General features: G+C 37.0%; 20 protein-coding genes. 5 read left to right on the top strand and 15 right to left on the bottom strand.

Annotated features, from left to right (window positions below; all coding sequences use genetic code 11):
• Positions 1-8 precede the first annotated feature (8 nt).
• On the bottom strand, positions 9-2,435 hold the full coding sequence (gene parC / locus MHH85_RS08785; protein ID WP_340706723.1) for a DNA topoisomerase IV subunit A: 2,427 nt from the start codon (positions 2,433-2,435) through the stop codon (positions 9-11).
• The gene (parE, locus tag MHH85_RS08780; protein WP_053416754.1) at positions 2,432-4,384 is read right to left on the bottom strand and encodes a DNA topoisomerase IV subunit B; all 1,953 of its coding nucleotides are present in this window, start codon (positions 4,382-4,384) and stop codon (positions 2,432-2,434) included. Before parE ends, parC begins: the two co-directional genes overlap by 4 nt.
• Positions 4,385-4,638: 254 nt before the next feature.
• On the opposite strand from parE, the gene plsY reads away from it, so the two are divergent.
• Both plsY and MHH85_RS08770 read left to right on the top strand, forming a co-directional pair.
• The gene (gene plsY, locus MHH85_RS08775) at positions 4,639-5,241 is read left to right on the top strand and encodes a glycerol-3-phosphate 1-O-acyltransferase PlsY (protein WP_340706722.1); all 603 of its coding nucleotides are present in this window, start codon (positions 4,639-4,641) and stop codon (positions 5,239-5,241) included.
• 21 nt (positions 5,242-5,262) lie between these two features.
• Complete coding sequence (locus MHH85_RS08770) at positions 5,263-5,559, top strand: HesB/YadR/YfhF family protein (protein WP_340706721.1); 297 nt, start codon at positions 5,263-5,265, stop codon at positions 5,557-5,559.
• 43 nt (positions 5,560-5,602) lie between these two features.
• Here MHH85_RS08770 and MHH85_RS08765 read toward each other — a convergent pair whose 3' ends face one another.
• The 8 genes from MHH85_RS08765 to MHH85_RS08730 all read right to left on the bottom strand — a co-directional run bounded on the left by MHH85_RS08765 (position 5,603) and on the right by MHH85_RS08730 (position 15,342).
• Positions 5,603-5,899, bottom strand: a complete 297-nt coding sequence (locus MHH85_RS08765) for a hypothetical protein (RefSeq protein ID WP_340706720.1) — start codon at positions 5,897-5,899, stop codon at positions 5,603-5,605.
• Complete coding sequence (locus tag MHH85_RS08760) at positions 5,899-6,324, bottom strand: acyl-CoA thioesterase (protein ID WP_340706719.1); 426 nt, start codon at positions 6,322-6,324, stop codon at positions 5,899-5,901. The genes MHH85_RS08765 and MHH85_RS08760 overlap by 1 nt, the downstream gene beginning before the upstream one ends.
• Positions 6,325-6,467: 143 nt before the next feature.
• Positions 6,468-8,495, bottom strand: coding sequence for a M14 family zinc carboxypeptidase (locus MHH85_RS08755; protein WP_340708143.1), 2,028 nt, complete (start codon positions 8,493-8,495; stop codon positions 6,468-6,470).
• A gap of 158 nt (positions 8,496-8,653) precedes the next feature.
• Positions 8,654-11,359: an aconitate hydratase AcnA gene (gene acnA, locus MHH85_RS08750; RefSeq protein WP_193739707.1), complete on the bottom strand. Its 2,706-nt coding sequence runs from the start codon at positions 11,357-11,359 to the stop codon at positions 8,654-8,656.
• Between the two features lie 255 nt (positions 11,360-11,614).
• The gene (locus MHH85_RS08745) at positions 11,615-12,325 is read right to left on the bottom strand and encodes a LutC/YkgG family protein (protein ID WP_340706718.1); all 711 of its coding nucleotides are present in this window, start codon (positions 12,323-12,325) and stop codon (positions 11,615-11,617) included.
• The gene (locus MHH85_RS08740) at positions 12,322-13,752 is read right to left on the bottom strand and encodes a LutB/LldF family L-lactate oxidation iron-sulfur protein (protein ID WP_340706717.1); all 1,431 of its coding nucleotides are present in this window, start codon (positions 13,750-13,752) and stop codon (positions 12,322-12,324) included. The genes MHH85_RS08745 and MHH85_RS08740 overlap by 4 nt, the downstream gene beginning before the upstream one ends.
• Positions 13,753-13,763: 11 nt before the next feature.
• Positions 13,764-14,480 carry a (Fe-S)-binding protein gene (locus MHH85_RS08735; protein ID WP_340706716.1) on the bottom strand — a complete coding sequence of 239 codons (717 nt, stop codon included), beginning with the start codon at positions 14,478-14,480 and terminating at the stop codon, positions 13,764-13,766.
• Positions 14,481-14,619: 139 nt separating this feature from the next.
• The gene (locus MHH85_RS08730) at positions 14,620-15,342 is read right to left on the bottom strand and encodes a FadR/GntR family transcriptional regulator (protein ID WP_340706715.1); all 723 of its coding nucleotides are present in this window, start codon (positions 15,340-15,342) and stop codon (positions 14,620-14,622) included.
• 478 nt (positions 15,343-15,820) lie between these two features.
• Here MHH85_RS08730 and MHH85_RS08725 point away from each other — a divergent pair, with 478 nt between their 5' ends.
• From MHH85_RS08725 to MHH85_RS08715, 3 genes are read left to right on the top strand one after another with little or no spacing between them, the layout of a single operon-like run.
• Positions 15,821-16,360: a TetR/AcrR family transcriptional regulator gene (locus tag MHH85_RS08725; RefSeq protein WP_340706714.1), complete on the top strand. Its 540-nt coding sequence runs from the start codon at positions 15,821-15,823 to the stop codon at positions 16,358-16,360.
• 12 nt (positions 16,361-16,372) lie between these two features.
• On the top strand, positions 16,373-16,702 hold the full coding sequence (locus MHH85_RS08720) for a DMT family transporter (protein ID WP_340706713.1): 330 nt from the start codon (positions 16,373-16,375) through the stop codon (positions 16,700-16,702).
• Between the two features lie 25 nt (positions 16,703-16,727).
• A complete protein-coding gene (locus tag MHH85_RS08715; protein WP_193739712.1) occupies positions 16,728-17,075 on the top strand; it encodes a DMT family transporter in 348 nt (115 codons plus the stop codon).
• A gap of 44 nt (positions 17,076-17,119) precedes the next feature.
• On the opposite strand, the gene MHH85_RS08710 is transcribed toward MHH85_RS08715, so the two are convergent.
• The 5 genes from MHH85_RS08710 to leuB all read right to left on the bottom strand — a co-directional run bounded on the left by MHH85_RS08710 (position 17,120) and on the right by leuB (position 21,603).
• A complete protein-coding gene (locus MHH85_RS08710) occupies positions 17,120-17,521 on the bottom strand; it encodes a thiol-disulfide oxidoreductase DCC family protein (protein ID WP_340706712.1) in 402 nt (133 codons plus the stop codon).
• A 303-nt stretch (positions 17,522-17,824) separates the two neighbouring features.
• Positions 17,825-18,361 carry a GNAT family N-acetyltransferase gene (locus tag MHH85_RS08705; protein WP_340706711.1) on the bottom strand — a complete coding sequence of 179 codons (537 nt, stop codon included), beginning with the start codon at positions 18,359-18,361 and terminating at the stop codon, positions 17,825-17,827.
• A 113-nt stretch (positions 18,362-18,474) separates the two neighbouring features.
• Positions 18,475-19,062: a 3-isopropylmalate dehydratase small subunit gene (gene leuD, locus MHH85_RS08700; protein ID WP_193739715.1), complete on the bottom strand. Its 588-nt coding sequence runs from the start codon at positions 19,060-19,062 to the stop codon at positions 18,475-18,477.
• A gap of 14 nt (positions 19,063-19,076) precedes the next feature.
• Entirely contained in the window at positions 19,077-20,486 is a 1,410-nt protein-coding gene (gene leuC, locus MHH85_RS08695) for a 3-isopropylmalate dehydratase large subunit (protein ID WP_340706710.1), read from the bottom strand.
• Between the two features lie 16 nt (positions 20,487-20,502).
• On the bottom strand, positions 20,503-21,603 hold the full coding sequence (gene leuB / locus MHH85_RS08690; protein ID WP_340706709.1) for a 3-isopropylmalate dehydrogenase: 1,101 nt from the start codon (positions 21,601-21,603) through the stop codon (positions 20,503-20,505).
• Positions 21,604-21,623: the final 20 nt, after the last annotated feature.

The raw sequence follows: 21,623 nt of genomic DNA, 5'->3' as shown, positions 1-21,623 counted from the left end.
TACATATATTATTTTGTAGGCTTCATTTTTACAACTCTTGTAAGTTCACCGTCAGTATCAATATCTACAACAAATGAACCATTTGAGTAACGGTCTGCATTACGATAATTATCTTCATGTACTTGCTCTTGAACACCTTTTTCAGTTTCTACAAGTAAAATGTCACCTTTATGAACATAAATGACTGTAAAGACGCGGTGTGGATTTTTTTTCAATTCGCGTACGGTTACAACTCCGCGTTTTGGACGACCGCTCACTTCAATTTCAGAGACATCCATTTTCTTCACTGCACCGCGATGTGTAACAAGCATTAAATCACCTTTATCATTTTCAGGGATTATATTTGCCGCTACAATGTAATCTTCTTCTTTTAAGTTAATGGCTTTAACGCCAGCAGTTTTAACACCAGTAACAGGTACATCTTCCATTGGGAATCGCACGGAATAACTGAAATGAGTAGTCAAGATGATTTCATCTGTAATCGACACAAGATCCGCATAAATTACTTCGTCACCTTTTTTCACGTTCATTGTTTTAATTGGTTTTGAATAACGTTGAACAACATATTCATTCAGTGGTGAGCGTTTAATTTGTCCACCTTTAGTGATTGTCATAACAAATACGTCCGGGTCAAATGTTTCTACCCCGCGTGCATTGATAATTACTTCATCCGAATCAATTGGCACAATACTTGAGATGTGCTGACCTAAGTCTTTCCAACGTATATCTGGTAGCTCATGTACAGGTTGATAAATATAATGTCCTTTGCTAGTAAATAGCAATAGATGTTGTTGCGTATTAATTTGGGATTCGTACAATAGATGATCGGAATCCTTCATCGCAAAGTCTTTACCATTCGAAGCATTGTAAGAACGCTGACTTGTACGTTTCACATAACCATCTTTAGTAACTGTCACAACAACGTCTTCACTTGGAATTAAAACTTCTAAATTCAGTTTTATTTCTTCAATTTCAGCTTCAATAATTGAGCGACGTGGTTCAGCAAAACGTTTACGCACATCTTGTAGTTCTTTTCTTATAACACTTATTAGTTTTGCTTCGCTTTCTAAAATGCTTTGTAATTCAGCAATTTTCGCTTTTAGTTCTTCTTCTTCCTCACGTAATTCCGTAATATCGGTATTAGTTAAACGATATAGCTGTAATGAAACAATTGCTTCAGCTTGAATTTCTGTGAATTTGAATTTTAACATCAAATTGTTTTTAGCATCTCTTTTATCTTTTGACTGACGGATTGTATGAATAACTTCATCTAAAATTGATAATGCCTTCATCAATCCTTCTACGATATGTAGGCGATCTTTCGCTTTCTTCAAGTCAAATTGAGAACGTCTTGTTACTACTTCTTTTTGATGATCGATATATGCATCTAATAATAATGGCAATGTCATCATCGTTGGACGACGTTTATAAATCGCAATCATATTAAAGTTATACGTAATTTGAAGGTCTGTATTTTTATATAAATATTGCAGAATTGGTTTTCCCGGTACTTCTTTTTTTAGTTCAATAACCATTCGTAAACCTGTACGATCTGATTCATCACGTACTTCTGCAATTCCCTCAAGACGTTTATCTAAACGCATTTCATCAATTTTCTTGACTAAGTTTGCTTTATTAACGTCATATGGTATTTCAGTGACAACAATTTGCTCTTTGCCACCTTTAAGCTCTTCAATTTCCGCTTTTGCGCGAACAATAATTTTACCTCTACCTGTTTCATATGCTTTTTTGATTCCTTCCACACCTTGGATAATACCGCCGGTTGGAAAATCTGGACCTTTTATAACAGTCATAAGCTCATCAACAGTCGCATTTGGATTTTTCAATCGCATTAATACAGCATCTAATACTTCATGTAATGCATGTGGAGGAATATCCGTTGCGTAACCTGCGGAAATACCAGTAGAACCGTTAACTAGCAGATTTGGGAATCTTGCAGGTAAAACTGTAGGCTCCATGTCTTGGTCATCAAAGTTTGGTACAAGATCTACTGTCTCTTTCTGAATGTCACGGAGCATTTCAGCTGCTATAGCAGATAGACGTGCTTCTGTATAACGCATTGCTGCCGCTGAATCACCGTCGACAGAACCGTTATTACCATGCATTTCAATTAGCATATGACGCGCTTTCCAGTCTTGGCTCATACGTACCATAGCTTCATAAACAGAACTATCACCATGTGGGTGGTAGTTACCGATTACGTTACCGACAGTTTTTGCTGATTTACGGAAGGGTTTATCATGTGTATTACCTCCCATAAACATTGCATATAATATACGGCGTTGTACGGGTTTTAAACCGTCACGTGCATCAGGTAAGGCACGATCTTGAATGATGTACTTACTGTATCGACCAAACCGATCGCCGATGACTTCTTCTAGTGGTAAATCTTGATAACTTTCGGTCTGTGTCATACTAGGTCCTCCTCATTTTGAATGAATTCATTGTCAAGAATATTGGAGTCTTCTTCTAGACCAAAATCAACGTTTGATTCTATCCATTTACGACGTGGCTCTACTTTATCGCCCATTAACGTTGTAACACGGCGTTCAGCTCGTGCACCATCGTCGATTTTAACACGGATTAATGTTCTTGTTTCTGGATTCATTGTTGTATCCCATAATTGGTCGGCATTCATCTCACCAAGACCTTTATAGCGTTGTAGAATATAGCCTTTACCAATTTTATCAATCGCTTGTTGTAAATCCTTTTCAGTCCAAGCATATTCCATTACTTCTTTTTTACCTACCCCTTTTGAAACTTTATAAAGGGGTGGTAGTGCAATATATACTTTACCCGCTTCAATTAACGGTTTCATATAGCGATAGAAGAATGTCAGTAATAAGACTTGGATATGAGCACCATCTGTATCGGCATCGGTCATGATGATAACTTTGTCATATGCAGCATCATCAATAGTGAAGTCAGCTCCTACACCTGCACCAACTGCATGAATAATCGTAGCGATTTCTTCATTTTTTAAGATATCTTGTAATTTTGCTTTTTCAGTATTGATGACTTTACCACGCAAAGGCAAAATCGCTTGGAATGTACGATCACGGCCTTGTTTTGCTGAACCGCCCGCAGAATCACCTTCGACAAGATATAATTCGTTTTTAGCAGCGTTACGAGACTGTGCTGGAGTTAGCTTTCCAGATAATAGTGCACTCGATTTTTTGTTTTTCTTACCGTTACGTGCGTCTTCACGTGCTTTACGCGCTGCTTCGCGCACTTGTTGCGCACGAATTGCTTTACGTACAAGGGAAGCACTTAGTTCAGCGTTTTCCTCTAACACGTATAGTAATTTCTCAGACACAACTGAATCTACGACACTTCTCGCTTCACTAGTACCTAACTTTCCTTTCGTTTGTCCTTCAAACTGTAGTAAGTTTTCAGGAATACGAACGGAAATAATAGCCGCTAAGCCTTCACGAATATCTGAGCCGTCTAAGTTCTTGTCTTTTTCTTTTAATAAGCCAATTTTACGTGCATATTCATTGAATACACGTGTCATGGCTGCTTTGGCACCGGTTTCATGTGTGCCCCCGTCACGAGTACGAACGTTGTTAACGAAAGATAAAATTGTTTCAGAATAGCCATCGTTGAATTGGAACGCGAATTCGACTGCAATTTCGTCTTGCGATCCTTCAACATACTTGACTGGGTGTAGAACATCTTTTTCTTCGTTTAAGTATGCAACGAAAGCCTCGATACCGTTTTCGTAATGATACGTTTCATGATTGCCTGTTTGTTCTTCAATTAGCTCGATTTTTAAGCCTTTTAATAAAAAGGCAGATTCTCGTAACCGTTCAGCAAGGGTGTCAAAATTATACTTTGTCGCTGAAAATATAGTGTCATCTGGTAGGAAATGTATACATGTTCCCGACTCTTTTGTTGTACCTATTTTCTCTAATGTAGTAGCGGGTTTACCACCATTTTCAAAGCGCATTCTATATTTTGTGCCGTCACGGTGAATAGTGACTTCAAGCCATGAGGATAGTGCATTTACTACGGAAGCACCTACACCGTGCAATCCTCCACTTGTTTTGTAGCCACCTTGTCCAAATTTACCGCCTGCATGCAGAATGGTAAAAATAACTTCCGGTGTTGGTTTACCTGTTTTGTGCGTTCCTGTTGGCATACCTCGACCGTAGTCACGTACACTTATACTTTGATCCTCGTGAATTTTCACAATGATATGTGAACCAAAGCCGGCTAACGCTTCATCGACTGCATTGTCGACAATTTCATAAACAAGATGATGTAATCCTCGGCTATCAGTCGAACCGATATACATACCTGGACGTTTACGAACAGCTTCTAATCCTTCCAGTACTTGTATTGCATCATCATTGTAAGACATGACTGTTTGTTTATCTGTCAAAAAAATTCCCCCTAAATACAAACACCCGTTCCACTTAAAATTATATTACGCACTTTCTCTTTTACTGTCAACAAGCGGTAATTTAATTTCATATAGAGTTTATTGTACCAATACGTTGAATCTAAAGCAAAATAAGAATAAGATATTAATCTAAGAAGATGAGTATATTGTGTACCAATATAGTATTATGATAAACTATTAGTACCAACTACTAAATAAGAAGGAGTTTTTTTATGAATATGATTCTATTAATCATTTTGACATACTTGATAGGTTCAATTCCTTCAGGTTTATGGATCGGTAAATTATTTTATAAAACCGATATCCGCGATCACGGCAGCGGAAACTTAGGTGCTACGAATACCTTCCGAATTCTCGGTAAAAAAGCAGGTATTGTTGTAACACTTATGGATATCTTAAAAGGAACGATAGCGACGCTATTACCAACACTAACTTACTTTGCAGATAGTGGCATTCATCCTCTGATTGCCGGAGCAATTGCAGTTGTTGGTCATATGTTCCCTGTTTTCGCAAAATTCCGTGGTGGTAAAGCGGTAGCCACTTCAGCTGGTGTTGTTCTAGGTTACCATTGGCCAATTTTCATCATCTTATTTATTGCATTCATACTTTGCTTAAAAGTATCCAAAATGGTCAGCTTTTCTTCTATGTTTGCTTCTGTAGTAGCTTTTGTTTATGCTATTATATATACGTTCTTTGAGCAAGACTATTTTTTATTAATCATCATTACAATATTAGCTGTCTTTATTTTTTACAGACATCGTTCAAACATTGTACGTATTAAAGCAGGCACTGAGCCTAAGGTAAAATGGTTGTAAACTACAAGGAGTGTACATCACATGAAAATTATCGTATCAGATGAAGCACTAGAATGGTTTGAAAAAGAAATGGATTTAGAAGACGGGGACCAAATTCGTTTTTATGCTCGTTATGGTGGCTCTAGCCCTTTTCATGAAGGTTTTTCACTAGGTATGAATCGTGAACAGTCTACGAATCCTGCGGTTAAAGTTAAAAAGAATAACACACTTTTCTACATCGAAGAAGATGATTTGTGGTTTTTCGACAATCACGATCTACATATATTGGTGGATGAAACACTTAATGAAATTAAATACGATTATACTAAAGAAGCTTAATAAAACAAACGAAAAGCATGGCGCCAAGTGCGCCATGCTTTTGTTATGCATAAAAGCGATTGTACTGCTGAAGTTGCCCTTCATTTAACAAAATCCGGCGTTCAAAGTCGCCAAAAAGATCGAAATGCGGGTAATGCTTATAATCGATCCATTCAGGTTTTAAACCATAGTTTGCTCCCCATTTGATGAGTTTTTCGATGTCTGCACAACCTGCTTTTGTCACAGTTTTACAACCTGGGAAACGCTCGTCCTTCCAATAATGCATAAGAAAAGCGATTTCACCTGCAATCACACGCTCTTTCCATAATTCCAGCTCAGCTCTAGTGACACCTAATGCCATTAAGCTTCTTTTCTTTCAATTTCTTTATATTTTCTATCCCATATAGGGTCTACTTTTCCTAAAGAAACCGGTCTAAAACTTTCTTTTTTCACTAAAATATGTTCTGATTTTGCGGTTACTGCTACAGTGCCATCTTCATGAAGAACCTCATAGCCATATACTGTACGTAACTTCCCGTGGGATTCAATCCAAGTTCGAACTGTCGCAACTTGTCCATATCTCATCGCAGCTTTGTATTGAATGGAAATATCCATCACTGGCGATACATAGCCATCTGCTTCAAGTTGGGTCACTGAAAATCCTAAATCATGGATTAACTGTGTACGTCCCAATTCAAGCCAAATGATATAATTTGAGTGGTATACCACACCCATTTGATCTGTTTCCGCATAACGGATTTCTATCTCTTTATTACTAACAAACATTTATTTCACCTCATAACTCTATTATACAGAAGTCTAACTGAAATTACTCATAAAAGCCTTATATATAGCGTAATTCGACATCAAACTATTAATTTTATATCCTTCTAAAACAAAAAGACGAAGCCAATAGCTTCGCCTTTTTGTTATCGTTTACTAGCTTCTTTTGATGCTAACAAACCAATTGATTTGTTTTTATTCCATACATTATTCCAATGTTTATGGGAAACTGGACCTTCACCTGCATATGGTGCAATTTCAACAGTAATACCAGGTTTTTTCTGTGACATGATAAACCAATCAGCAGAAGATCCACTACCTCGAACATAAAGAGGAGGGATGATTGAATACCCAGTTACACGACTAATTTGACGTGTTAATGCTAAATCACGCTTATAGTTGGCGCTATTTTGGAAGTTAAACCAATAGAGAATTTGACCAGATGAGTGATATGAAATATCGGACTTAAATTTATGACGTTCGACAAAAGCTTTTAGTGCCTGCGATTCAGGCTCTGAGAATACACGTGGACCTTTGTAACCTTTATAGGTTTTCGAAGTGAAAGGTACATATTTCCATTCGCCATCGAAATTTCGATTTAAATCGACACCACGTGCATTAGCTTTCCAACGTTTGTAATTTGAGCTTTTATTGATCTGCTTAATCAGATTCTTATTTGCCATACTATTTATACCATTTTGTACTAATGTCACACCATCCGGATTAATCATTGGTACAAACCAAATACTTGTTGTATCAAGGGTTTGACGCACATTATAACCTGCAAAGCTTGTCTTTTTATTGTAGCTATAAGAGTAGTTGTCTATCATTTCCATTACTACATTTGTAGTCATATGTTCACGAGCATGAATGGCTGCATCTACTAAAATTTCTTTCTTACCATTCCCTACTCTTAACGCATAAATTGCTCTTCCCTCTACAGACTCACCAATTTTCTCTAGAGATGTAAATTCAGGATATAATTTAGCGAAAACTTTCACATAGTACGAGTATGCCTTATACGTGACGTTTTTTGTCGGATTAACGATGTTTTTGTGATAATAATTAGCTAAATCGACATACCCAGATTGACCTAAATATTCAATTATACCGTGACCTTTTGATATACCTTTTAAATGTACAGTTTGTCCTTTGTTTAAAGAACCGATTTTGATGCCATTTTGATCGTACACAGCTGATGCTTTTTCAGCATATAAAGTGATTGGATAAGTTGCTGATTTCAGCGTGGCTAAAGAGTTTGCCTTCTTTGTAGGCATTGTGCCAGCAATTGGAACAGCGTATTGTTTGCCACTTTTCTTAATGTAATGGTACTTACTAGTTGTTTTTGTCGGTTTAAAAATAGCACCTTTTGTTAATGTACCGATTTTTTTGAACTTACTATTTACGACTGTATATAGTGTCACTGATTTGTTTGCGATTTCGACTTTATCAGACGATTTAAACGATAATTCGACATCTTTAAATGAGATATAACCTATTTGATTGCCTACGTTTACAACGAAGTAATTGTCGACAATATTGATTGTTTTTAACTTTGTTGCTTGTGAGCCTTTCGCTAATACAGTCGAAGTTGTGCTTGGCTTGTTATAGATTTTGAAGGAATTTTTAGTTGTAATACTAACTGTCTTTTTCACTTCAGGAACAACAATTTCTATGTTTGCTTCACTTAGGTTTTCACGAGCAACCCAATATGTACTTTGACCAATTGATAATTCATACCAATTATCGTTATCTGCACGATTTACATGGTAAATAGTTGATGCATCAGTTAATTGTAACAGAGCTTTTGTAGTTTTATTTGGTTCGAATAATAAACTGCCTGCATTCACTGTTACATATGTATATATAGCTTCTGGTGATTCTACAATCGTTTCTTCTTCGGTTGTTTCAGTTTTTTCGGGAGTTTCTACAGATGATTGTTTTTCTTGTTTTTCTTGTTTTTCTTGTGTTTTGGGTTCATCTATATCCGATGTTTCTTTTATTGTAATTACTTCTTGTGGTACGACCGTCTCATCTATTTCAGCTTCCTCATTGTCCTCTTGCTGTTGCTCTGATGGTGCTGCATGAACTGTATTAAAGTATGCAACCGGCACATTAAGAGCAAGAATGAAGGCAAGTGAAGACACGAAAAGTTGAAGTCTCTTCTTTTTCATAAATTCCAATTGGTACACCTCTACTATTTTTTTCTCAATTTGACTCAAAAAATCCTTTATATTCCATATGAAAACAGAAAAATACATGTGTAGCATACTAATTAGATACGCTACACATGTATACAAGAAAGGAAAACTCTTAAAGAATCAAACCTAACTTATTTTGTTAATTTGTTACGAAGTACCATTTGTAGGATACCGCCGTTACGGTAGTAGTCTACTTCTACTTCTGAGTCGAAACGTGCAAGAGCTTTGAATTCTTTAACAGAACCGTCTTCAGCTTTAGCAGTTACAGTTAAGATATCTTGAGGTTTAACGCCTTCAGCGATATTAACTGAGATTTCTTCTTTACCAGTTAAGCCTAAAGATTCAGCGTTTTGTCCATCAACATATTGTAGTGGAAGAACACCCATCATTACTAGGTTTGAACGGTGAATACGCTCGTAAGATTCAGCGATAACTGTTTTAACGCCTAAAAGGTTAGTACCTTTCGCAGCCCAGTCACGTGAAGAACCCATACCGTAATCTTTTCCAGCAAGTACAGCTAAACCAGTGCCATTTTCAGCGTATTTCATAGCTGCATCGTAAATGTACTCAACTTCGCCTGTTGGCCAGTAAGTAGTGTAACCACCTTCTGTACCTGGAGCAACTTGGTTACGGATACGGATGTTAGCGAAAGTACCGCGCATCATAACTTCGTGGTTACCACGACGAGAACCGTAAGAGTTGAAGTTACGTGGTTCTACACCGTTAGCACGTAAGTATTGACCAGCTGGTGTATCTTTACCGATCGCACCTGCAGGAGAGATGTGGTCAGTTGTGATAGAGTCACCGAACTTCGCAAGTACACGTAAGCCAGAAAGTCCTTTAATGTCTTCTGGTTTTGGTGCAAGGTTTTGGAAGAATGGTGGGTTTTGAATGTAAGTTGATTTTTCATCAAATGTGTATAGAGAATCAGTTGATGTTTCAATTTCATTCCATTTTTCGTTTTCGTCGAATACGCGAGCATATTCTTTTTGGAATAAATCACGAGTTACAACTTTGTTAAGAACATTGTTGATTTCTTCAGTTGAAGGCCAGATATCAGCGAAGAATACATCGTTGCCATCTTTGTCTTTACCGAATGAATCATTTTGAAGATCTACATCTACAGTACCAGCTAATGCATAAGCAACAACAAGTGGTGGTGATGCTAGGTAGTTAGCTTTAACTAGTGGGTGTACACGACCTTCGAAGTTACGGTTACCTGAAAGTACAGAAGTTACGAATAAATCATTTGAAGTAATCGCTTCTTCGATTTCAGGAAGTAATGGACCTGAGTTACCGATACATGTAGTACAGCCGTAACCTACTGTGTTGAAACCGATTTCGTCCAAGTAAGAAGTTAAACCAGAATCGTTTAAGTATCCAGTAACAACTTTTGAACCTGGTGCTAATGAAGTTTTAACCCATTTAGGAACAGTTAAACCTTTTTCAACAGCTTTTTTAGCTACTAAACCAGCAGCGATTAATACGTAAGGGTTAGATGTATTTGTACATGAAGTGATTGCAGCGATTGCTACAGCACCTGCAGGGATTTCTACATCGCCTTCAGCGAATTTAGCAGTTGCAGTTTTTTCGAATTCTTTTTCAGTTAAACCGAAACCTTGAACACCTGAAGGAGCTACTACTACTTCGTGGTAACGTTTTTTCATGTTTGATAGTGGAATTAAATCTTGCGGACGTTTAGGACCTGATAAGTTAGGCTCGATTTCAGCAAGGTTAATTTCAACAACGTCAGTGTAAACTGGTTCTAATTCAGGGTCAAAGAACATGTTGTTTTCTTTCAAGTATTTTTCAACAACTTGGATGTGCTCTTCGTCACGTCCAGTTAAACGCATATAGTTTAACGATTCTTCGTCAATTGCGAAGTAACCACATGTAGCACCATATTCTGGAGCCATGTTCGAAATTGTTGCACGGTCAGCTAATGGTAATTGAGGGATCCCAGGACCGAAGAACTCAACAAATTTACCTACTACACCTTTAGCACGTAGTACTTGAGTTACTTTAAGAGCTAAGTCAGTAGCTGTAGTTCCGTTTGGAAGATCGCCTGTTAATTTAACACCGATTACTTCTGGAACTGGGAAGTATGAAGGTTGACCTAACATACCTGCTTCAGCTTCGATACCACCTACACCCCATCCAAGTACGCCGATACCATTGATCATTGTAGTATGTGAGTCAGTACCAACCACTGAATCTGGGAATGTTTCGAAAGTTCCGTCTGCGTTTTCATTCACGTGTACAACTGGAGCTAAGTACTCAAGGTTAACTTGGTGAACGATACCAGTTGCTGGAGGTACAGCACGGAAATTGTCATAAGCTGTTTGAGCCCATTTTAAGAAGTTGTAACGCTCAGCATTACGTTCAAATTCAAGGTCCATGTTAGCTTGTAAAGCTGTTGCAGTACCGTATTTGTCAACTTGTACTGAGTGGTCAATTACAAGGTCAACTGGAATTGCAGGGTTAATTTCGTTAGCGTCTCCGCCCATTTCTTTCATAGCAGAACGTAGAGATGCTAAGTCAACAACTACTGGTACACCAGTGAAATCTTGTAGTACTACGCGTGATGGTTTGAAAGGAACTTCAGCATTAGGGTCTACATCAGCGCCCCATTTTGCTAATTGATCAACATGATCCTCTTTGATTACATAGCCGTCGTATTGACGTAAAACAGATTCTAATAACACTTTGATTGAATAAGGAAGGCGTGATACTTTTGCGATACCAGCTTCTTCGATAGCGGCTAAACGGTAGAAGTTATACTGTTTACCATTTACCTCGAATGAAGCACGGCTGTTATGCAAGTTTTTGATTGCCATAGGTTGGTTCCCCCTCTAATTAACTAATGAAAAGGCTTTTATAATAGCTTCTTTTCTCCACCAACAATAATATACTAATTAGATACATAAGTAAATTACATTAATATTATAGTATGTGATAAGTTATATTTATGACCTTTTTCTAAATGCCATAAGCACTCTCGAAAATGTTGTTTTTTCATTTTAACACAGAATACATCAAATTTTATGAAATTAAAAACATGTCTACAAATGTAACTGTAGACATGTTTTTAATTATCGATCCTCTACTATTATATAAGTGGCTTTTATTGGTCCATGAACACCAACTACAAGATTCATCTCAATATCAGCCGAATTACTTGGTCCAGATATAAAATTAATACATGGTGGTACTGTTTCCCCGCTTTGCACTTTTTCAGAGATAATTTGTGCTGCTTGCGTCATTCTTGGAACAATTGTGCTTTTTGGAATAATCGCAATATAGGTTTGTGGAAGCAAACTGACTGATCGTCCTTGACCGCCCGTTGAAAATAATACAACTGTTGCAGACTCGGCAAGTGTTATATCACTAAATGTAATACCCACATTCGCCTTTTCTGCAAGTTTAATATTGTCATCTCCATTTTCTATATCCCATTCATTTACCTCAACACTTGCTTGTGGCCACTCTTCTACCAGTAGATTACGTAGACCGAATGTGTCGAAGCGTTCATCTTTCCAGATAGAAACAGGTCCACCTCCATACATATCTACACGATTTGCTAACACCTCTTTTAATTTGTCTGCAGTTGTTTCAATATAGTCTGTATGAATATTGTTACATTGTTTCTGAAACACTTGCACTAGCTCATCTTGAGATAAATCAGTAAGTGTTTTTGCTTGCGGATTGTACTTCCAGTGTCGTTCAGGCTTTTTTGTTGTATTCATTTCACGGCCAAGTGCTGTTGCGATATTTTTTATAAATGGTGCACGTTGTTGGATCATTTCTTGTCTCCTCCTTCACGGTTTTTAAACCAGTCGCGGAAGCGTTCATTTTTTGGTGCAGGGAATTCGCGAATCATCGTCCATTCTTTTAATGGTCCCGGCCCTTTTGATATAAATTCTTTGTCTTTCATAAAAGGCTTCATAACTTTTGTTGCGATTTTCGTTCCCGTTGTATATAGCGGATTAGAGGCTGCCCCAATACCAAATGCCTTCATCATCAAACCTTCAGAAATTGGTGCCTTACCTTCATTTTCTACTATTATTTGTCGATGCTTGTGTAGTAACTCATGCAACGGAATCTTCACTGGGCATGCTTCCGTACAAGCACCACATAATGTAGAGGCGTAAGGCAGTTCTTTAAAGTCATCATATCCTGCAAGTAACGGCGTCAATACAGCTCCTATTGGTCCTGGATAAATTGAGTTATATGAATGACCTCCAATATGCCGATATACAGGACATACATTTATACATGCTGCACAACGAATACATTGTAATACTGATTGAAATTCTGTACCTAGAATTTTTGAACGACCATTATCTACGATGACGAGATGGAATTCTTCAGGACCATCAGCATCTCCTTCACGGCGTGGACCTGATAATACCGTGATATAACTCGTTAGTTTTTGCCCAACAGCACTTCGAGTCAACAAACTAACGAGTACTTCTAATTCTTCGAACGTAGGCACAATGCGCTCCATACCCATAACCGTAATTTGCGTTTTTGGCACAGTTGTAGCTAAACGTGCATTCCCTTCATTTGTTACTAAACTAATCGAACCAGATTCAGCAACAGCGAAGTTACAACCTGTAATACCAACATCTGCTGTTAAAAATTCGTTACGTAATGTTTCCCGTGCATGTCTTGCCAATTCTGTTGGATCATTAGATTTTTTATAATTTATCTTCTCTTCGAACACCTTACGAATTTGTTCTTTGTTTTTATGTAAAGCAGGTGCGACTATATGGGATGGAGGGTCGTGTTCGTCAAGTTGTAAAATATATTCCCCTAAATCAGTCTCAATCACAGTACAACCAGCTTTTTCTAATACTGCATTTAGGCCGATTTCTTCAGTAACCATTGATTTTGATTTAACGATTTTTTTTGCTTCTTTCTTTTTTACAACTTCTTCAATATAACGATTAGCATCATCAGCCGTTTGTGCAAAGAAAACGTGACCACCAAGCTTTTGGACGTTGTCTGAAAGCTCTTGTAAATAATAATCGAGATTTTCAAGTACATGTTGGCGAATTTCTTCTCCGTGAGAGCGCCATTCTTCCCAGTTTCCAAGTTCCTCAGCGTTTTCTAATCGGCGAGAACGAAGGCGATCCTGTGCACCAGACACTGCACCGCGCATAAAGTCATCTTGTAAATTATCTTTTACTTTGTCTTTAAAATTCCCATCCGTAATTTTTACAGCCATATGCTCACCCCTTAATGTGAATTTAATACTTCTGCAATATGCATTACTTTCACTGGCACCTGTCTACGTTGCATTCGTCCTGCAATGTTCATAATGCATCCGCCGTCAGATGCTACTAAAATCTGAGCGTTTGTAGAGATTGCCGCATCTACTTTTTCATCAACCATTTGTTCCGAAATATTCCCCATTTTCACAGAGAATGTCCCCCCAAAGCCACAGCAATTATATGCATAAGGTAAGGGTTTCATTTCTAGTCCCTCTACGTTCGATAAAAGTGTATAGGGTGCATCTTTAATTCCTAATAAACGTGTCATATGGCATGAAGGATGATAAGTTGCTTCTCCAGTCAACTTAGCACCGACATTTTCTACCTTTAATACATTAACGATAAAATCAGTCAGTTCGTACGTTTTTTCAGCCAGTAGTCTTGCACGTGCAGACCAACCTGGCTCATCTTTTAAAATTTTAGGATATTCATGAAACATTGTTGCACAGGATCCTGATGGCGTAACAACAACTTCTGCTGCCTCAAATATTTCTATCATTTTTTTAATAGCTGCTTTCGTATGCTCAACATACCCTGAATTGTAAGATGGTTGACCACAGCATACTTGAGCTGTAGGAAAATCAATTTCACAACCAAGCCGCTCCAATAACTCCACTGTTGCTTTCCCCACATTTGTTTCGAACATATCTACAAGACATGTTACAAATAGTGTTACCTTCATGTACATACCCCCCTCAAAGATATGGTCATCTGATGACTTGTTTTTTACTAATGATACAGGAATAAACAATTATTTTCCATTCTTTTTATTGAAAATACGAATTTTTCTGTTTATTAAATAAAGAAGAATGACCTACAGTTCAGTCATTTTCCTCTTGAATATATTGTGCTAAAACTGACTCTACAAATTGCAAATGAGACTTCATCGCCTTTGCAGCAGCTTCTGAATCTTGTGCTTCAATTTGTTTGTAAATCAAATGGTGTTGTTCGTTTAATAGATCTAATGTTTGTTTTTCATCATATAAACAAATACGACGTGTTTCACGCATAGATTCAGACATTAAATCAGACACATGTTGCATTAATGTACTAAGTAATACATTATCCGCAGCCTTTGCAATGGCTAGGTGGAAGGCTAAGTCAGCTCGCTCCCCTAGATCAGAATTTTTTGTGTGATTGATCATTTCTTTCAAATGAACACGCATCACTTCCAAATCTTCTGCTGTTCTTTTTTGCGCGGCGCTTGCTACAATACCTGTCTCTAAAATTTGACGTACTTCCAATAACTCTTGAATATTTTTATTCGTCATGAGCATTGCACTTTGGATAGGATAAGCTAGATTATCTGCCGTGAATGTTTTCACGAATGTCCCTTCCCCTTGTCGCATTTCAATCAGTCCCATTGCTCGTAAGGAAGTTAATGCTTCACGAATTGCTGATCTACCAACTTGAAAATTGATTGCCAACTCTTGAACAGAGTCTAATTGGTCTCCTGGTTTCAACTGACCTTCTTTAATCATTTCTAATAAGATATCAGCCACTTCTTCATAAATTTTTTTACGGGTAATCTTTTTATAGTTCAATTGTATATCACCTCTATTCTATTATAACCATTGGAAATACTATTTTAATAACTAATGTTAAATAATTATTGTGGATCATCTTAAACTATATATAGTTGCTTTGTTGTCTATGCTATAGGTTATAGGAGAAATTTCTATTAAAAATAATCAGAATAGCATTGTTTTCTTTCGAAGTTGTGATAAACCTTCTTATTTATTTGGTGGTAGAAGTATGTATGAGTTAATGATAAATTTGAGGAGCAGCGATGTAGTTATAATATAGACTAACGAGGTTTATATATATTCTATTATTAGTTGTATAGTATAAAAACATAGTTATTTTAGAAAATAAGTAGTCAAAATCAAATGTTCATATGCTACAACTTCCTTTTATCAATTAATCATAGCTTTGTATATTGACAAAAAAACCGTCTGGACGGTACAATGAAAACACAAAAAAGACCGTCTGGACGGTTTTGTTGAAAGTGAGGTTTCACACATGGAATCAAAAGCAACAATTAAGCGCAAACATATTCTGAAATCTGCTAAAGATTATATTTTGGACAATGATATAAACTCACTAACTTTAGATGCAGTCGCAAAGCAAGCTGGGATTAGTAAAGGTGGTTTATTGTATCACTTTCCAAATAAAGAAGCATTATTGTTGGAAGTAACTCAATATATTTTCGAAGATTTCACTTCTCGATTTAATGAGCACGCTATGAATGACTCGGTAGGTAAAGGTAGATGGAGCCGCGCTTTAATAGAGGCAACAAAAGAGGATTTGAATCACAATGCTGAGTTAAATGTAGGACTACTTGCTTCTTCTATGTTAAATCCAGATTTATTAACAACCATTTCTCAAAGCTATCAGTATATGCAAAATAAAGTGGAGCAAGATAGGATCGACCGAGTAACAGCAACTATTATTCGATTAGCAATAGATGGGCTTTACTACTCAGAACTGTTTAATATAGCTCCATTAGATGAAAAATTGCGTGAAAATGTAATACAAGAATTAATCAACATGACAAAGTAGGAGGTATTCATCTTGAATCCATATATCATTTTGGCAGTAGCCATTATAAGTGAAGTATTTGGTAGTTCTATGTTAAAAGTTTCAAACGGTTTTAAAAAGCTGTACCCTTCTATTGGCGTAGTTATTGGAATGTTTTCAGCTTTTTATTGCTTATCTTTATCACTTAAAACCATTCCACTAGGCACAGCTTATGCAATTTGGTCAGGGGTAGGTACAGCCTTAACCGCCTTAGTCGGTGTAATCGTATATAAGGAAAATTTTAATTTGAAAAAAGCTTTAGGATTAGTGCTAATCATTGGTGGAGTTGTTGTATTGAAACTCTCAAGTGGTAGTGTTCATTAGTCTTTAGATAATCGGGGGTAATAGTATGAAAGGTTATATAGCTTTAAGTATTTCCATCATTAGTGAAATATTTGGTACAACAATGTTAAAATTATCAGAAGGGTTTACAAATATACTCCCTTCTATTGGTGTAGTAATTGGTTTTGGAATAGCATTTTATTGCTTATCACTATGTCTTAAAACCATTCCATTAAGTTTAGCTTACGCAATTTGGGCAGGAATAGGGACAGCTATAACAGCGGTTATTGGTGTATTGTTATGGGATGATCCATTTAGCATTATGACATTCTTTGGCATAGTATTAATAATTGGAGGAGTAGTTTTATTAAATGCTTCAAATAGTCCTGAAAAAGTAGAAAAACCATCAAGTTAAAAGCTTGATGGTTTTTCTTTATTCCATTTACCAAATAAATCGATTTACGGTAATAATCTTTTGCGTTCATCTACACTTGGTAAGTGACAACTAGAAGGTGCTTTCATTAATTTATGACGATTGCGAGCTACTAGGCGATATATTGGATTTCGTACAAATAAGGGAATTAATTTTAGAATAGCGAACAAAGAAAAAGGTGCTTTTAAATAAGGAAGTAGAAAAAATACCGCCTCTGATTCAGTCATTATACCAGTGGAACTTTTCACTACAACTGAATCGAGGTTCTCTGTAAGATTTGGTGACAATGTGTTTTTTGCAGTTTCACCCTGTAAAGGAGCAAATAGAATATCATGATTCCGTTCATGTTTTAAGACGAACTGCACTGCCCACTGACAGAATCCGCAACTACCGTCATAAAACAGAATTGGATTTTGATGACTGGTCATTACGCTCCCCTCATTTCTCTATGTATTACTATTAATTGTACAATATCTTAGCCATATTAACAAAAAACCGTTTAGAATCTGAGATAACTCAACAATAATTCTACGATTCCAAATACAAAAAGCGAATTGTTTATAACTTATCAATTCGCTTGATACCCTTGAATTATTTTCAGAAAATTCAATTCTGTTATATATGATTTCCCAGGCAATATGGTTATGCGAACTCTCATATTAGTGCTCTTATTCCATTAAAAAGCGATCAAATTACGATCTAGAATTTTATTTCCTATCTCATTTAGTTTTCTAGTTGTATTTATTTTCTAGTAAAGAGTAAATATTCGTATCATGTGGAACACCATCTTGATACATATAATTTCTCAAAACTCCTTCTTTTTCAAAGCCTAGTTTCTCCAATAATTTATTCGAAGAAGTATTTTCCACAAAAACAACCGCTCCAATACGCTTTATGCCAAGATTTTCGAAACCGTAAGTAATTACTTTCTTCACACCTTCCGTTGCATACCCACTTCCCCAATGTTCAGGAGAAAGTGCGTAGCTTATATCTGCTCTCTTATGTTCATGGGACCACTCTTGGAACCCAATTGTTCCAATAATTCCATCTACATCTTCTCGCTCAATCCCCCATTTGATGCCTGCTTTTTTCTCGTAATTATTAGAAAAATTGCCGATAATTTGCTTCACCTGATCTAAACTTGTTAGTGAATTTTGACCATAAAAACGTAATACATCAACATTTGAGAAGCAATCTAATATAGCCTGAGCATCATCTTCAACTAGTTCTCTCAAAATTAATCGTTCTGTCTTTAATATTGGAAACATTACATTACACCCCTTTTCAAAAGTCAACTAAAAAAACTAAAGAAAATAGCTTTCCCGAGAATTGCAAAAACTACCTAATGCCAAATTAGACACTAGGTAGTCTATATACTTATTTAAAACGCTTTGCGAGTCGCTTCATATTTCGTAATTTGCTCATCATATTGGAAGGTTAAAGAAATCTCATCCCAGCCATTTAATAGCATTTGTTTATAGTAAGGATCAATTGCAAAATTGTATACTTTACCATTTGCTGTTACAGTTTGAGATTCTAAATTCACTTCTGTTTCAAGTGGTGAAGCTTCACCTGCTGCAAGTAATTCTTCTACTTCAGAAACCGCTAACTTAATAGGTAAAATTCCGTTTTTGAAACAGTTATTGTGGAAAATATCCGCAAAACTTGGTGCAATAACTACATTGAATCCATAATCTAAAATTGCCCATGGTGCATGTTCACGCGATGATCCACATCCAAAGTTTTCGTGCGCCACTAGAATTTTCGAGCCTTGATATTGTGGTTGATTTAATACGAAATCTTCAATTGGTTGATCATTCTGATCGAAGCGCCAGTGGTAAAAAACAAATTGACCAAAACCTGTACGTTCGATGCGTTTTAAAAATTCTTTAGAAATAATTTGATCAGTATCTACATTTTTTCGATTAAGTGGTGTTAGTACGCTATTCACTACATTAATTGGTTCCATCCTCTACGCCTCCATTACACAGGTACATTTAAAATTTCGCGAACATCTACGAAATGTCCAGCGATCGCGGCAGCTGCTGCCATTTGTGGGCTTACAAGATGGGTACGAGAACCAGCACCTTGACGCCCTTCGAAGTTACGATTAGATGTTGAAGCACATCTTTCTCCAGCTGGAACAACATCTTCGTTCATCGCAAGACACATACTGCATCCTGATTCACGCCATTCAAAGCCCGCATCCAAGAATATTTTATCTAAACCTTCTTCCTCTGCTTGCTTCTTAACTGTCACTGAACCTGGAACAACAATCGCTTTTACGTTTTCACTTACTTTTTTACCTTCAATAACTGCTGCTGCAGAACGTAAATCATGTAGTCGTGAATTCGTACATGATCCAATGAACACATGTTGAATAGCAATTTCAGTTAATGGTGTACCCTCTTGTAAATCCATATATTGTAGTGCTTTTTTAAGTGCCTGTTTATCTGATTCATCTTCGAAGTCATCTGCATAAGGTACGTGGTTTGATATACCTGATCCCATTGAAGGATTTGTACCCCAAGTGACAAATGGTTCGATTTCATTTGAATCAATTTCAAGAACACGGTCATATGTAGCATCAGAATCCGAAGCTAATGATAGCCAATACTCAGTTGCTTCCTCGAATGCATCGCCTTGTGGAGCATAGTCACGACCTTTAATATAATCAACAGTGATCTGATCCGGACTGATTAAACCCGCTTTTGCTCCTGCTTCAATTGACATATTACATATCGTCATACGTTCTTCCATAGATAATTGATGAATTGTATCGCCCGTAAATTCAACGATATGACCAGTACCTACATCAATACCAAACTTCGCAATAATTGCTAAAATGATATCTTTTGCTGTTACGCCAAAGCCAAGTTCACCGTTAACACGAATTTCCATCGTTTTTGGTTTGTTTTGCCATAATGTTTGAGTTGATAATACATGTTCTACTTCACTTGTGCCTATACCAAATGCAATTGCACCGAACGCACCGTGAGTAGATGTATGTGAGTCGCCACAAACGATAGTTTTACCTGGTTGTGTTAAACCAAGTTGCGGACCGATTACGTGAACAATCCCTTGATCTGGATGTCCCATATCTGCTAACTGAACACCAAATTCTGCACAGTTTTCAGCTAATGTGTTAATTTGTTTTTTTGCAATTGGGTCATTAATCGTCGTTAAATTCTTAGTCGGTACATTATGATCCATCGTTGCAAAGCATAGGTCAGGACGACGTACTTTACGATTGTTTAAACGAAGTCCTTCAAACGCTTGTGGAGATGTTACTTCGTGAATTAAATGCAAGTCGATATAAAGCAAATCCGGTTTCCCTTCCTCTTGATATACGACATGTTGATCCCATACTTTTTCGATTATATTTTTTGCCATATAATATCACCTTTTCTTAGATATATGATGTCATAATGCTATCTGAAACGAAGCTAGTGTCTAGTTCATTGATGACTTTTTCAGTCCACTCAGCTGTTGTTAATACGCGACTTCCTGGAGTTGCAAGATCTCCTGTGAAATAACCATCTTCGAATACTGCAGCTACAGCACGTTCAATTTCAGCAGCTTCTTCATTTAAGCCAAATGAATATTTCAACATCATCGCAACAGATAAAATCGTTGCAGCTGGGTTCGCAATGCCTAACCCTGCAATTTCAGGAGCTGAACCGTGGACAGGCTCATACAATCCAAAATTATCAGAACGAATACTTGCAGAAGGTAACACACCAAGTGAACCCGTAATTACCGAAGCTTCATCACTTAGAATATCTCCAAACATATTTTCCGTTACAACAACGTCATACGCTGCTGGGTTCGTTATTAATTTCATTGCTGTAGAATCGACTAAACTATGTTCAACTTCAACATCTGGATAACCAGCTTTCTTTTCATCTACAATTTGGCGCCATAGTCTTGAAGATTCAAGAACGTTTGCTTTATCAACAGATGTTAATTTCCCTCTACGTACACGCGCTAATTGGAAAGCACTATCAACGATACGTTCAATCTCAAATCGTGTGTACACTAATGTATCTAAAGCTGCTTTTTCCGTACGTTGACGTGGTTCGCCAAAATATAAACCACCAGTTAATTCACGAACAATTAATAAATCAACATCTTTCACAATATCTTCTTTTAGAGGAGAAGCTTTTAAAAGTGACGGAATTGCTTGCACTGGACGTAAGTTTGAGAATAAATCAAAATGCTTACGAATGCGTAGTAATCCTTTTTCTGGTCGCAAATCAGCTGGGTTTTGATCCCATTTAGGACCCCCAACTGCTCCAAGTAGAATTGCATCACTTTGTTCGCAAAGAGCAATTGTTTCTTGAGGTAACGGATCGTTATGTTGATCGATTGCTGCCCCACCTATTGCACCATAAGCGATGTGGAATGTATGATGATATCTTTTACCGACTGATTGTAATACTGACACGGCTGAAGCAACAACTTCGGGACCAATGCCATCACCCGGTAGTACTGTAATTTTCTTTTCCATAAAAACTCCTCCTCTATATG

This window comes from Viridibacillus sp. FSL E2-0187 (genome assembly GCF_038006425.1).
Lineage (GTDB): Bacteria > Bacillota > Bacilli > Bacillales_A > Planococcaceae > Viridibacillus > Viridibacillus arvi.
The sequence above is the reverse complement of the archived record's forward strand: the minus strand, read 5'-3'. Positions and strand labels throughout refer to the sequence as shown.